Genomic DNA, 12,313 nt, shown 5'->3' with positions numbered 1-12,313 from the left:
CCTCGGACCTCGGACCTCGGGTCACGGGTCACGGGAACGGGCGGCCCGTGATCACGGCCGCCAGCGTCGTCCCGAGCGGGAAGGCGCCCTCGTCCACCAGGGTGACGAGGCCGTACAGCAGCTTGGCGACGTAGAGCCGCTCGACGGGCAGGCCGTGGCGCTGTTCGAAGTCCACGGCGAACGCCTCCAGCTCGGCGGGCACGCGCGCGTAGCCGCCGAAGTGAAAACGGTCGTCCAGGTCCCACGTGCCCCGACGGCCGCCGAAGGCGCGTCGTTGCAGGGCCTCGGTCTCCGCGGCCAGGAAGCCGCCCTTGAGCACCGGTACGCCCAGGGCGCGCTGCCCGGGCGCGAGACCGGCGGCCAGGCCCGCCAGGGTGCCCCCGGTTCCGCAGGCCACGGCGACGACGTCGGCCTCGCCGCGCAGTTCGGCGCCCAGCTCCCGGCAGCCGCGCACCGCCTCGGCGTTGCTGCCGCCCTCAGGGACGACGCAGGCCTCCCCGGCCCCCGCCGCGCGCAGCACGGAGGCCAGGACGGCGGGCTCCGCCTTGCGGCGGTACGTCGTCCGGTCGACGAAGTGCAGCCGCATCCCGTCGGCCGCGCAGCGCGCCAGGGAGGGGTTCAGGGGCCGGGTCGCCAGTTCGTCGCCGCGTACGACACCGACCGTGGGGATGCCGAGCAGGCGGCCGGCCGCTGCCGTGGCGCGCAGGTGGTTGGACCAGGCACCGCCGAACGTGACGACGGTCCGGCCGGCGGCAGCCGCGAGGTTCGGCGCCAGCTTGCGCCACTTGTTGCCGATCAGTTCCGGATGGATCAGGTCGTCGCGCTTCAGCAGCAGCCGCACGCCCCGCCGCCCGAACCGGCCGTCCACGACCTCCTGCACCGGCGAGGGGAGCCGGGGGCGCAGTGAGGCGAGGCCGGAGGTGTCGGGGCTGGTCACCGCGCCATTGTCACCCGGGAGCGGTGGTTGCCGGGCCGGCGCCGGCGGAGTGCGGCGAGCGCCCGGCGTCCGTCCGACGTCCGCGCCCGCGTGGGCTGCAGTTCGGTGTTTTCGAACGCCGGGGACGCCTGAACCGGCCCCCCTGCCCAGCGCGGCAAAGATCCATTCCCGCTCTTTCGGGTAATAGCACCACAACGCTGCGTGAGGAAGGCTTGCCCGTGCACAGCGATGCCCGAGGCATATGGGCGTCGGTCACAACCGGGGAGGCAGTTCTCTATGTCGGTAGGCGAAGAGGTCCGCACGGAGCAGACCAAGCCGCAGCAGAGTCTCGGCACAGCGGCCGCGCGGAACCTGGCCACCACGACCAAGTCCGTGCCGCAGATGCAGGAGATCAGCTCTCGCTGGCTGCTGCGCATGCTGCCCTGGGTCGACATCAAGGGCGGTACGTACCGGGTGAACCGGCGGCTCACCTACGCCGTGGGCGACGGCCGGCTGACGTTCGTCAAGACCGGCGACCGTGTCGAGATCATCCCCGCGGAGCTGGGCGAGCTGCCGGCACTGCGGTCCTACGAGGACGAGGAGGTCCTCTTCGAGATCGCCCGCCGCTGCGAGCAGCGGGAGTTCGCGGCGGGCGAGGTGATCACGTCGTTCGGCGGGCCGTCCGACGAGGTGTACCTGCTGGCGCACGGCCGGGTCGAGAAGGTCGGCACCGGCCCGTACGGGAACGACGAGTCCCTCGGCATCCTCGCCGACGGCGCCTACTTCGGCGACGACGCGCTCCTCGACGAGGACGCGATCTGGGAGTACACGGCCCGCGCGCTCACCGCCTGCACCGTGCTGGTCCTGCCCCGTGCCGAGTTCCAGCAGATCGCGGAGCGCTCGGACACCCTGACCGGGCACCTCCAGCAGGTCCGCTCGATCCCCTCGCAGCGCTCCAACAAGTACGGCGAGAAGGAGATCGACCTCGCCGCCGGCCACTCGGGTGAGCCGGACATCCCGCACACGTTCGTCGACTACGAGGCCCGGCCCCGCGAGTACGAACTGAGCGTCGCCCAGACCGTCCTGCGCATCCACACGCGCGTGGCCGACCTCTACAACCAGCCCATGAACCAGACCGAGCAGCAGCTCCGGCTGACCGTCGAGGCGCTCAAGGAGCGCCAGGAGCACGAGCTCATCAACAACCGGGACTTCGGTCTGCTGCACAACTGCGAGTACGACCAGCGGATCCAGCCGCACGACGGCGTCCCCAGCCCGGACGACCTGGACGAGCTGCTCAGCCGGCGCCGCGGAACCAAGCTGCTCCTCGCCCACCCGCGGGCCATCTCCGCGTTCGGCCGCGAGCTCAACAAGCGGGGCCTCGTGCCCGAGACCATCGACATGGCCGGCAACCGCATCCCCACCTGGCGCGGAGTGCCAATCTTCCCGTGCAACAAGATCCCGGTGACCGAGGCGCGGACGACCTCGATCATCGCCCTGCGTACCGGCGAGGCGGACCAGGGCGTCATCGGTCTGCGGGCCTCCGGCATCCCGGACGAGATCGAGCCGAGCCTGTCCGTGCGCTTCATGGGCATCAACGAACAGGCCATCATCAAGTACCTCGTCACGGCCTACTACTCGGCCGCCGTCCTGGTGCCGGACGCGCTCGGCGTCCTGGAGAACGTCGAGATCGGCCGCTGGCAGTGACGCTCCCGGTGCGCCTCTCGTGTCCCCGCCCACCGCGGCGGGCAGGCCCTCGGGGCATGCGCCCGGCGGCAGCGGAAGCGCCACCGTCCGCTCATCCGCCGAGGCGGCCCCATGGGTGATTCCCTCACGGAGTCCCGGATGGAGCCGACGCTGCCCGCCCCCGGCGGGCAGCCCGGGGCCGAGTCCCGGCCCCAGGCCGGGCCGCCGGAAAAACGCAGGCCGATCGGGACGCAGCGGGACGGCCGGACCGAACCGGCCGAGGGGCACGAGGCGGTGACGCTCCTGGAGCGGGCCCGCGCGGAGGTCGACCCGGTGCTGCGGTGCGCCCTCGGCACCCTGCCCCCGTCGATGCGCCGGGTCGCGCTCTACCACTTCGGCTGGGAGCAGGCCGACGGCAGCCCCGCCGACGGCGGCTCGGGCAAGGCCATCCGTCCCGCTCTGGTCCTCGCCGCGGCGTCCGCCCTCGGCGGTCCCGAGGCCCGGGCGGCAGCGGCCACGGCGGCCGCGGCGGTGGAGCTGGTCCACAACTTCTCGCTGCTGCACGACGATGTGATGGACCGGGACGCCACCCGCCGCCACCGGGCCACCGCCTGGACCGTGTTCGGTGACGCGGACGCGATCCTCGCCGGTGACGCCCTGCAGGCGCTGGCGCTGAGGCTGCTGGCCGAGGACCCGCGTCCGGTGTCCCGGGCAGCGACCGCGCGACTCGCGGACTGCGTGATCGAACTGTGCGGGGGCCAGCACGCGGACACGGCCCTGGAGCACTGCGCCCCGGGCGAGGTGACGCTCGACGAGGTGCTCGCCATGGCGGAGGCCAAGACGGGCGCACTGCTCGGCAGCGCCTGCGCGATCGGCGGTCTGTACGCGGGTGCCTCGGACGACGAGGTGGCGGCGCTGGACGCGTTCGGCCGGGAGGCCGGGCTCGCCTTCCAGCTCATCGACGACATCATCGGCATATGGGGTGATCCGCGCCGTACCGGCAAGCCCGCCGGCGCGGATCTTGCCGTCCGCAAGAAATCCCTGCCCGTCGTCGCGGCGTTGGTCTCCGGCACTCCGGAGGCGGCGGAACTGGCCGAACTGTACGCACGGCCCGGCGAGAAGGAGGACCTCGACCACATCGCCACGGCCGTGGAGCGTGCGGGGGGCCGGGACTGGGCACAGATCCAGGCGGCGGACCGGATGGCCCGGGCGATGCAGCAGCTCTCCCGGGCGGTGCCGGACCCGGAGTCGGCGGGCGGACTGCTTGCCCTCGCCGAGTTCGTGACGCGGCGCAGCAGTTGACGGCCGGCACCCGTTGGCGGTCACCGTTCGGCGGTCGGGGGGCCGGCCGCCGGCAGCACTGACGGCCCTTCGGGCGACCGAAGGGCATGACCCCGGAGCGCCGGGGCCGTGCGGCTCCTGACCCCGCACGGTCACCGGCCTCCGGCCGGCGGGTCCCGCACTGCCCCACGGTGTGCGGGGCCCGCCCCTTACGCGTGTCACGTACGCGAGACAGGGCGCGCGTTCGACTGATTTGCGCCAAGCTGGCTCGCGGTTCGTCCGGGCCACCCTCAACGCCCCTACGATCAACGCCGATCGGACGAGCGAAGGGGCGGAGCATGGGTGTGGCGATCCGGACGGCGGACGAAGGGGACAGGGACCTGATCGTCCGTCTGCTCGACGAGGCGTTCCAGGACGACCCCGTGAGCGGCTGGGTCTTCCCCGACGCGCAGGACCGTCGCGTGCACCACCCCGGGCTCATGGCCGCCTTCACCGACATCGTGTTCGAGGCCGGCCGCATCGACGTCACGGAGGACGGCTCGGCCTGTGCGCTGTGGCTGTCCCTGCCCGCCGGCGATCCCCATCAGGACGACGACGCCGAGGACGAGGGCCCGGCCCAGGTGCGGGAGGCCGTCGACCCCGGCAACGAGCGCATCGAGCTCATCGGCCGGCTCACCGCGGGCATCCACCCCTCGGGGCGGGCCCACGAGTACCTGTGGATGATCGGCGTCGCCCCGGGCCGCCAGGGCGAGGGGCTCGGCACGGCGCTCATCGAGACGGTCCTCGACCGGTGCGACCGCGAGGGGACCGCGGCGTACCTGGAGGCGAGCAGCGCGCGCAGCCGCAAACTGTACGAGCGCCTCGGGTTCGAGCCCTGCGGCCCCGCCCTGCACCTGCCCGACGGCCCGGAGATGTGGCCGATGTGGCGCGAGCCGGCGTCGCACACGGTCTAGGCACCCGGCCAGGGCCTGTCCGCCGACCCGGTGACGTCCGGGCCGCCCCCGCCCTGCGCAGGCCCCGTGCGAGTCCCGCGCAGTGCCCCGGCGCGCTGGTGTCCGAGCCCGGAGCCGCGAGTCGCCGGGCGCCCGCGTACGGCGGTGAGCGGGGTGGCCCGGACCGGCCTACGCTGAGGACATGGGCAGCAGCGACGAGCACGTCTGTCCCACTTGCGGACAGCCAGTGGAAACGGTCGTCCGGCGGCACAAGACGCTGGGCACATGGGTCCCGCGGTGGGTGGCGGGCCCCTGCCACAACCCGGACTGCGGAGCGCGGGAGACCGAGGGCGCCGACAGCGCCCGCACCGCGGCGGAGCAACAGCAGGCCGAGGCCCCCACAGCCACGGCGACGGCACTGCCGGAGACCGCCCCGCCCGGCGCCGCCCCACCCCGGCCGGTATCGGAGGAAGCCGTCACACGGCGCCCCTGAGCAGGGCCGCAAAGGCCGGGCAGCCCGTCTCTGGCCCGCCTGGCCGGGCGCGACGCGGAGGCCTAGCGTGTGACCCATGGGCTTGCGGGGGGAGCATCGCCGCCGTGCGCGGCGCGCGGTGGTGATCGTGTGGGTGCTGCTCGTGGCCGCGGCGGGTGCGCTGACCCTGTGGATACGGGACTCGTCGGAGCCCGCAGGGCCGTACGTCTGGCAGAACACCGAACCCGGGGAGACCTACGACCTGCCGCCCTGCCCGACGCCCGACGCGGGTCGGCCCGCCACCTGCGCGTACGCCGACCCGCGCTGACGTCAGGCCGTCCGCGGGGACCGGGAGCGCACTGCGCCCGTCGCCGGATCGCGGGACGTCAGGCAGTACAGGCCGCCCGCCGGGTCGCGCATCACCGTCCAGCCGGAGAAGCCCGACACGAAGACCGCCCCGAGGGCTTCGTGCCGCGCCCGGGTCGTGGCCGGGTCCGCGCAGGCCAGGTCGAGGTGCGCGGAGACCGGCCGCTCCTCGTCGAGGCGCTGGAGCAGCAGACGGACCGGCAGGCCGGACGGCGGCTGGACCACATGGAACTCGGGGAGGGACCCCGGCCGCGTGTCCCAGCTGGCCAGCAGCGTGCTCCAGAAGGCGACTTCGGTGCCGTACGAAGACGGCGGGACGTCCAGGCACACCTGGTCGAGCCGGCTCCCCTGCACCACGTCCGGCCGTGACGCCTGGCCGCGCCACGGGTCCGCGCAGAACAACTGGCCGCCTGGTGAGCGCAGTACGACGAGCGACCCGAGGTCCGTCACCACGCTCGCGCCGAGCCGCACCGCCGCGGAGGCGAACTGAGCCACGTCGTCCACGCAGAAGTCGAGATGCGCGCCGCCCGGCCCCGACTCCACCGCCTGCGCCTTCACGTACGCGTCGGCATCCTCCGGGAGCAGGGTCACGAACTCCTTGTGCTCGCCGCGCAGTTCGGACAGCCGGGTGTCCGTGGCCGCCGTCCAGAAGTCACAGGCGGCGCGGAAGCCGGAGCGGGGGCGGTCGATGAAGGCGTAGGTCCAACGGATCGTCATGGGCGCGATCGTAGAGGGCCCGCCACGGCCACCTGCGTGAACCTTGCGTCTGCTCCGCCTCGCCGGTCCCGCCCCCCGGCCCGGACTTGTTTGCATGCTGCGATGGACCACATCACGTTCCTCGTGGCGGCCGTGATCATCACGGCACTCGTCTTCGACTTCACCAACGGATTCCACGACACGGCGAACGCGATGGCCACCTCCATCGCCACCGGCGCGCTCGCTCCCCGGACGGCGGTCCTGCTCAGCGGTGTCCTCAACGTCGCCGGTGCGTTCCTGTCCACCGAGGTCGCCCGGACCATCTCGGACGGCATCGTGGACGACGGCCTCGTCACCCCCGGCATGATCTTCGCGGGGCTGGTCGGTGCGATCCTGTGGAACCTGCTGACCTGGCTCCTCGGGCTGCCGTCCAGCTCTTCCCACGCCCTTTTCGGCGGGCTGATCGGGGCGGTGTGGGCAGGAGCGGGCAGCCAGGGGGTGCACGTCGGCAAGGTCGTCGAGAAGGTCCTGGTGCCGGCGGTGGCCTCACCGCTGGTGGCCGGGGTCGCGGCGCTGCTGGCCACCGGCCTCGCCTACCGGCTCACCCGCCGGGCCCGCCCGGAGACGGTGGCCAGGGGTTTCCGCGTCGGCCAGGTCGCCTCCGCCTCGCTGGTCTCCCTCGCCCACGGCACGAACGACGCGCAGAAGACCATGGGCGTCATCACCCTCACCCTCATCTCGGCCGGGGCGCTCGGCGCCGACGCCGGGCCGCCCCTGTGGGTGGTCGCCTCCGCGGGGCTGGCCATGGGGCTGGGCACCTACCTCGGCGGCTGGCGGATCATCCGCACGATGGGCCAGGGCCTGGCGGACATCCGCTCGCCCCAGGGCTTCGCGGCGGAGACCGCCTCCACGGCCGTCATCCTCACCTCCGCCCACCTCGGCTTCGCCCTGTCCACCACGCAGGTCGCGTCGGGCAGCATCCTCGGCGCGGGGCTGGGCCGCCGGGTCGCGGAGGTCCGCTGGGGCGTGGCGGGACGCATGGTGGTCGCCTGGGCGATCACCCTGCCCGCGGCCGCGCTGATCGGCGGCCTGGCGGCCGCCGTCGTCGGCTTCGGCGGCGACATCGGTACGGCCGTCGTGGGACTCACCGGCGCCGCTGTCGCCGCCGGCATGGTGCTGGTCGCGCGCCGCAGCCCGGTCAACGCCCACAACGTCAACGACGCGCACGAGGTCCCGCTCCGCGGCGACCGGCCGGCGAAGGCCGGCTCCGCCGCGTGAGGCGGCGTAAGCGCACGCTAAGCCGTGCGTGAGGCCGCAGGTCAGGCCGGGCGTGAGGCCGCACGCCAGGCCGAGGCCAAGCCGCACGTGAGGCCGCACGTCAGGCCGTGTATGAGGCCGCACATCACGCCGCAGGTCAGGCCGTCGTGGAACCGCACGGCAGGCCGTAGGACAAACCGCACGTGAGACCGCACGTCACGCCGTGCGTAGGCCGCCCGTCAAGCCGCACATCAAACCGTACGCACAGCGAAGGGGCCCGGCCGCCGATCCGGCCGGGCCCCTTCGCCGCAGGTGGCGATCAAGCCTTCTTGGTCTCCCAGAAGATCTTGTCGATCTGGGCGATGTAGTCCAGCGCCTTCTGGCCGGTGGCCGGGTCGGTCGACGCCTTGGCGGCCGAGAGGGCCTTCAGGGTGTCGTTGACCAGCTGGTGCAGCTCCGGGTACTTCTCGAAGTGCGGGGGCTTGAAGTAGTCGCTCCAGAGCACCGAGACGTGGTGCTTGGCAAGCTCCGCGCGCTGCTCCTTGATGACGGTGGCGCGGGCCTGGAAGTGCGGGTCGTCGTTTCCGGCCATCTTCTCCTGGACGGCCTTGACCGACTCCGCCTCGATGCGGGCCTGGGCGGGGTCGTAGACACCGCAGGGAAGGTCGCAGTGCGCGCTGACCTTGACCTTGGGTGCAAACAGGCGGGAAAGCATGGAGCATTCCTTCCTCGTGATCGTCTTCTCACAGGGGACATTACTCCGTGACGGAGGGGTTTTCGCGAGTGCCCCCTTGGGCTTAGGACAAAAGTCCGGGGTGAGACTGAGACTGGTGGAGGAAAGAACCGGGGAGGTGCCGGGTGATGCCGGAGCTGTCGCAGGAGTCCGAGCGGGGAAGGCCGGCCCCGCCCTTCGGGGTCGCCGAGGTCACGGGTCCCTCCATGGTGCCCACGCTGTACCACGGCGACCGGCTCCTGGTGCACTACGGTGCCCGGATCCGGACCGGTGACGTCGTCGTGCTGCGGCACCCCTTCCAGCAGGACCTGCTCGTGGTGAAGCGGGCCGCCGGGCGCCGCGGCGACGGCTGGTGGGTGCTCGGCGACAACGCCCACGCCGGCGGCGACAGCACCGACTACGGCGTGGTGCCCGACGAGCTGGTGCTGGGCCGGGTCCGGTTCCGCTACCGGCCGCTCAGGTCCGGCCGGCGCAGGCCCTGGGCGCTGCTCGGCTGGGTGCTGTCCGCCGCCAGGCCCGTCGTCTCGGGCAGGCCGGGCCTGGCCGTCTCCAGGCGCTTGCGGGCCCGGTAGGCCGCCACGTTGGCCCGGGTCGCGCAGCGGTCCGAGCAGTAGCGCCGGGAGCGGTTGGTGGAGGTGTCCAGGTAGGCGTTGCGGCAGGGGGCGGCCTCGCACAGGCCGAGGCGGTCCACGCCGTACTCGGTGAGGTGGAACGCCAGGCCCATCGCGGCGATCGCCGCGTAGCCGGCCGTCGCGTTGGACGGGTGGTCCGCCAGGTGCATGTGCCACAGGGGGCGCCCGTCGTCGTCGCGGACGTCGTGCCCGGAGATCTGGGGGCTGACCGGGAACTCCAGCAGCAGGGAGTTGAGCAGGTCGACGGCGAGCGTCTCGTCGCCGGCGTCGGCCGCCTCGAAGACCGCGCGCAGCCGGGCCCGGATGGAGCGGAACCGCGTCACGTCCGCCTCCGTGGCACGACGGGCCGCGGACCGGCTGGTGCCGAACAGGTCGCGAACGGCCTCGACCGACGTCAGGGCGTCCTTGCCCCGGACCGGCTCCTCGGTGTTGACGAGGCGCACGGCGTAGTCCGAGTAATAGGCCAGTTCCACTTGTAGTCCTCACGCAGGGCTTCATCGTCGGGAGCGTGCACGGGTAAGAGCTGATGGAGCTTCCAGGGTATTACGAGGGAGGGGCTCGACGGCGTCTCGGACACTCGCCGCCGGGCCGGACCGGGACGTGCGAAGGGGCGGTACGGAGACTCCGTACCGCCCCTTCGCCGTGTCCGGGGTCAGAGCACCTTGGACAGGAAGGACTTCGTCCGCTCGTGCTGCGGGTTGGTCAGCACCTCGCGCGGGTGGCCGGACTCGACCACCACGCCACCGTCCATGAAGACCAGGCTGTCGCCCACCTCGCGGGCGAAGCCCATCTCGTGGGTGACGACGACCATCGTCATGCCGGACTCGGCGAGGTCGCGCATGACGTCCAGGACGTCACCCACCAGCTCCGGGTCCAGCGCCGAGGTCGGCTCGTCGAACAGCATCAGCTTCGGGTCCATGGCCAGGGCCCGCGCGATCGCGACGCGCTGCTGCTGGCCGCCGGAGAGCTGGGAGGGGTAGTTGCCCGCCTTGTCGGCCAGGCCCACCCGGTCCAGCAGTTCCAGCGCACGCTGCCGGGCCTGGCCCTTGTTGGCGCCCTTGACCTGGACCGGTGCCTCCATGACGTTCTCCACGGCCGTCATGTGCGGGAACAGGTTGAAGCGCTGGAAGACCATGCCGATGTCCCGGCGCTTCAGCGCGACCTCGCTGTCCTTCAGCTCGTAGAGCTTGTCGCCCTTCTGGCGGTAGCCCACCAGCTCACCGTCGACGTAGAGGCGGCCGGCGTTGATCTTCTCCAGGTGGTTGATGCACCTCAGGAAGGTCGACTTGCCGGAGCCGGAGGGGCCGATGAGGCAGAACACCTCGCCGGACTTCACCTCCAGGTCGATGCCCTTGAGCACCTCGACCGGACCGAAGGACTTGTGGACGCCCTCGGCCTTCACCATGGCGGTCATGCGGTGCCTCCCGTCGTCGACGAGCGGTTGGACAGGGACAGCACGTTGGCCTTGATCTTCTGGAACGGCGTCGCCGGGAGCGACCGGCTCGAACCGCGGGCGTAGTAGCGCTCCAGGTAGTACTGGCCGACGCTGAAGATCGAGGTCAGCAGCAGGTACCAGGCCGCGGCCAGGAAGAGCATCTCGGCGGGTGCGCCGGAGGTCTGGCCGATGTCCTGGGCTGCGCGCAGCAACTCGGGATACTGGACGACCGAGACCAGCGAGGTCGTCTTCAGCATGTTGATGACCTCGTTGCCCGTCGGCGGCACGATCACGCGCATCGCCTGCGGGATGACGATCCGGCGCAGCGTCTTGGAGTGGCTCATGCCGAGCGCGTGGGACGCCTCGGTCTGGCCCTCGTCGACCGAGAGCAGGCCGGCCCGGCAGATCTCCGCCATGTAGGCGGCCTCGTTCAGGCCGAGGCCCAGCAGCGCCGTCAGGAACGGGGTCATGAAGTCCGACCACTCGTCCTTGTAGAACGGCCCGAGGTTGATGTACTCGAAGACCAGGCCCAGGTTGAACCAGACGATCAGCTGGACCAGGACCGGGGTGCCGCGGAAGAACCAGATGTAGAACCACGCGATCGACGAGGTCACCGGGTTCTTCGACAGGCGCATCACGGCGAGCAGGACGCCGCCGACGATGCCGATCGCCATGGACAGCACGGTCAGCAGCAGCGTCTTGCCGACGCCGTCGAGGATGCGGTCGTCGAAGAAGTAGTCCGGGATCGCGCCCCAGTTGATCTTGCCCTGGGAGAACGCGTAGACGATGCCGCCCAGCAGGGCGACGGCGACGACGGCGGAGACGTACCGGCCGTAGTGCCGGACCGGGATGGCCTTGATGGCCTCCGGTCCGGCCGGGGGCGTGTCGCCCGCCGTCTTCTCGATGTCAACAGTCACGGGTAGTGCCTTTCAGTGCCGCTGCGCTGCGGTCACTTGCCGCCGTTGATGGTGGCCGCGTCGATGGAGCCGTCGGTGACGCCCCACTTCTTCATGATCTTCTCGTACTCGCCGTTCTCGATGATGGCGTCGAGCGCGGCCTTGAGCGCGTCCCGCAGCTGCGTCTGGTTCTTGGCGACCGCGATGCCGTACGGGGCGGCCTCGACCTGCTCGCCGACCAGCTGGAAGTCCTTGCCGCCGCCGGAGGTCTTCACCGCGTACGCGGCGACCGGGAAGTCGGACGAGCCGGCCGCGGCACCGCCCGCGCGCAGACGGGTCTGGGCCTGCTGGTCGTTGTCGAAGGCCTCGATGGCGATCTTCTTGCCGGCCGGGCACTTCTTCGACTCCGCCTTGGCGAGGTCCTCGGAGACCGTGCCGCGCTGGAGCACGATCTTCTTGCCGCACAGGTCCGACCAGGTCTTGATGCCCTGGTCGTCGCCCTTCTTGGTGTAGATCGACACACCGGCGGTGAAGTAGTCGACGAAGTCGACGCCCTCGCCGACCTTCTTGCCGGTGTCGGAGTCGATGCCCTCCTGGCGGTCCTTGGTGTCGGTCATCGCGGACATGGCGATGTCGTACCGCTTGGACCGCAGACCCGTGATCAGCGTGTCGAAGGTGCCGTTCTCGAACTGGAAGTCGACACCGAGCTGCTTGCCCATGGCGGCGGCGACGTCCGGGTCGATGCCGACGACCTTGCCGGAGCTGTCCTTGAACTCGACCGGGGCGTAGGCGATGTCCGAACCGACCTTGATGACGCCCTTGTCGCGGATGGCCTGCGGCAGCTTGCCGGCGAGCGGGGCGGTGGAGGCGGTGTCGCTCTCCGAGCCGCTGTCCTTGGTCTGGTCACCGCATCCGGTGAGCATCAGCGTGCCTGCGACCGCGATCGCACCGACCGCTGCTAGCCGGGAGCGGGCGGCGGTCGTACGACGGGTGGAGCTTGCGGTCATGGTGGGT

General features: G+C 71.8%; 12 protein-coding genes and 1 pseudogene. 6 read left to right on the top strand and 7 right to left on the bottom strand.

Annotation, left to right across the window (positions count from 1 at the left end; translation table 11 throughout):
- Positions 1-28: 28 nt before the first annotated feature.
- A complete protein-coding gene (locus ACH4C6_RS02115) occupies positions 29-937 on the bottom strand; it encodes a 1-aminocyclopropane-1-carboxylate deaminase/D-cysteine desulfhydrase (protein ID WP_398106608.1) in 909 nt (302 codons plus the stop codon).
- 276 nt (positions 938-1,213) lie between these two features.
- On the opposite strand from ACH4C6_RS02115, the gene ACH4C6_RS02110 reads away from it, so the two are divergent.
- The 4 genes from ACH4C6_RS02110 to ACH4C6_RS02095 all read left to right on the top strand — a co-directional run bounded on the left by ACH4C6_RS02110 (position 1,214) and on the right by ACH4C6_RS02095 (position 5,612).
- Positions 1,214-2,620 carry a family 2B encapsulin nanocompartment shell protein gene (locus tag ACH4C6_RS02110; RefSeq protein WP_398106607.1) on the top strand — a complete coding sequence of 469 codons (1,407 nt, stop codon included), beginning with the start codon at positions 1,214-1,216 and terminating at the stop codon, positions 2,618-2,620.
- Positions 2,621-2,731: 111 nt separating this feature from the next.
- Entirely contained in the window at positions 2,732-3,901 is a 1,170-nt protein-coding gene (locus tag ACH4C6_RS02105; protein WP_398106606.1) for a family 2 encapsulin nanocompartment cargo protein polyprenyl transferase, read from the top strand.
- A gap of 317 nt (positions 3,902-4,218) precedes the next feature.
- Positions 4,219-4,833 carry a GNAT family N-acetyltransferase gene (locus ACH4C6_RS02100; protein WP_398106605.1) on the top strand — a complete coding sequence of 205 codons (615 nt, stop codon included), beginning with the start codon at positions 4,219-4,221 and terminating at the stop codon, positions 4,831-4,833.
- A 548-nt stretch (positions 4,834-5,381) separates the two neighbouring features.
- The gene (locus ACH4C6_RS02095; protein ID WP_398106604.1) at positions 5,382-5,612 is read left to right on the top strand and encodes a hypothetical protein; all 231 of its coding nucleotides are present in this window, start codon (positions 5,382-5,384) and stop codon (positions 5,610-5,612) included.
- Between the two features lie 2 nt (positions 5,613-5,614).
- On the opposite strand, the gene ACH4C6_RS02090 is transcribed toward ACH4C6_RS02095, so the two are convergent.
- On the bottom strand, positions 5,615-6,367 hold the full coding sequence (locus tag ACH4C6_RS02090) for a VOC family protein (RefSeq protein WP_398106603.1): 753 nt from the start codon (positions 6,365-6,367) through the stop codon (positions 5,615-5,617).
- A 102-nt stretch (positions 6,368-6,469) separates the two neighbouring features.
- Between ACH4C6_RS02090 and ACH4C6_RS02085 the strand changes: the two genes are divergently transcribed.
- Complete coding sequence (locus ACH4C6_RS02085; protein ID WP_398106602.1) at positions 6,470-7,624, top strand: anion permease; 1,155 nt, start codon at positions 6,470-6,472, stop codon at positions 7,622-7,624.
- Positions 7,625-7,922: 298 nt separating this feature from the next.
- Here ACH4C6_RS02085 and sodN read toward each other — a convergent pair whose 3' ends face one another.
- Entirely contained in the window at positions 7,923-8,318 is a 396-nt protein-coding gene (gene sodN / locus ACH4C6_RS02080; RefSeq protein ID WP_004983535.1) for a superoxide dismutase, Ni, read from the bottom strand.
- Between the two features lie 146 nt (positions 8,319-8,464).
- On the opposite strand from sodN, the pseudogene sodX reads away from it, so the two are divergent.
- Positions 8,465-8,716, top strand: a pseudogene (gene sodX, locus ACH4C6_RS02075) (nickel-type superoxide dismutase maturation protease); the annotation flags it as partial.
- A gap of 65 nt (positions 8,717-8,781) precedes the next feature.
- On the opposite strand, the gene ACH4C6_RS02070 reads toward sodX, so the two are convergent.
- The 4 genes from ACH4C6_RS02070 to ACH4C6_RS02055 all read right to left on the bottom strand — a co-directional run bounded on the left by ACH4C6_RS02070 (position 8,782) and on the right by ACH4C6_RS02055 (position 12,306).
- Positions 8,782-9,441 (bottom strand): CGNR zinc finger domain-containing protein, encoded by a 660-nt coding sequence (locus ACH4C6_RS02070; RefSeq protein WP_398106601.1) that lies wholly within the window; start codon positions 9,439-9,441, stop codon positions 8,782-8,784.
- A 179-nt stretch (positions 9,442-9,620) separates the two neighbouring features.
- On the bottom strand, positions 9,621-10,382 hold the full coding sequence (locus ACH4C6_RS02065) for an amino acid ABC transporter ATP-binding protein (protein ID WP_398106600.1): 762 nt from the start codon (positions 10,380-10,382) through the stop codon (positions 9,621-9,623).
- Positions 10,379-11,320, bottom strand: coding sequence for an amino acid ABC transporter permease (locus ACH4C6_RS02060; protein WP_398106599.1), 942 nt, complete (start codon positions 11,318-11,320; stop codon positions 10,379-10,381). The genes ACH4C6_RS02065 and ACH4C6_RS02060 overlap by 4 nt, the downstream gene beginning before the upstream one ends.
- Before the next feature lie 32 nt (positions 11,321-11,352).
- The gene (locus ACH4C6_RS02055; protein WP_398106598.1) at positions 11,353-12,306 is read right to left on the bottom strand and encodes an ABC transporter substrate-binding protein; all 954 of its coding nucleotides are present in this window, start codon (positions 12,304-12,306) and stop codon (positions 11,353-11,355) included.
- Between the last annotated feature and the right edge of the window lie 7 nt (positions 12,307-12,313).

This window comes from Streptomyces sp. NPDC017943, from assembly GCF_044328425.1.
Classification (GTDB): Bacteria; Actinomycetota; Actinomycetes; order Streptomycetales; family Streptomycetaceae; genus Streptomyces; species Streptomyces djakartensis_A.
This window is presented reverse-complemented; position numbering and strand designations above follow the sequence as displayed.

What these genes read in the sequence shown, in the direction of transcription:
- ACH4C6_RS02110 (WP_398106607.1), top strand. Translation starts at nt 1,214, where the DNA reads ATGTCGGTAGGCGAAGAGGTCCGCACGGAGCAGACCAAGCCGCAGCAG.
- ACH4C6_RS02100 (WP_398106605.1), top strand. Translation starts at nt 4,219, where the DNA reads ATGGGTGTGGCGATCCGGACGGCGGACGAAGGGGACAGGGACCTGATC.
- ACH4C6_RS02085 (WP_398106602.1), top strand. Translation starts at nt 6,470, where the DNA reads ATGGACCACATCACGTTCCTCGTGGCGGCCGTGATCATCACGGCACTC.
- ACH4C6_RS02105 (WP_398106606.1), top strand. Translation starts at nt 2,732, where the DNA reads ATGGGTGATTCCCTCACGGAGTCCCGGATGGAGCCGACGCTGCCCGCC.
- sodN (WP_004983535.1), bottom strand. Translation starts at nt 8,318, where the DNA reads ATGCTTTCCCGCCTGTTTGCACCCAAGGTCAAGGTCAGCGCGCACTGC.
- ACH4C6_RS02055 (WP_398106598.1), bottom strand. Translation starts at nt 12,306, where the DNA reads ATGACCGCAAGCTCCACCCGTCGTACGACCGCCGCCCGCTCCCGGCTA.
- ACH4C6_RS02095 (WP_398106604.1), top strand. Translation starts at nt 5,382, where the DNA reads ATGGGCTTGCGGGGGGAGCATCGCCGCCGTGCGCGGCGCGCGGTGGTG.
- ACH4C6_RS02090 (WP_398106603.1), bottom strand. Translation starts at nt 6,367, where the DNA reads ATGACGATCCGTTGGACCTACGCCTTCATCGACCGCCCCCGCTCCGGC.
- ACH4C6_RS02065 (WP_398106600.1), bottom strand. Translation starts at nt 10,382, where the DNA reads ATGACCGCCATGGTGAAGGCCGAGGGCGTCCACAAGTCCTTCGGTCCG.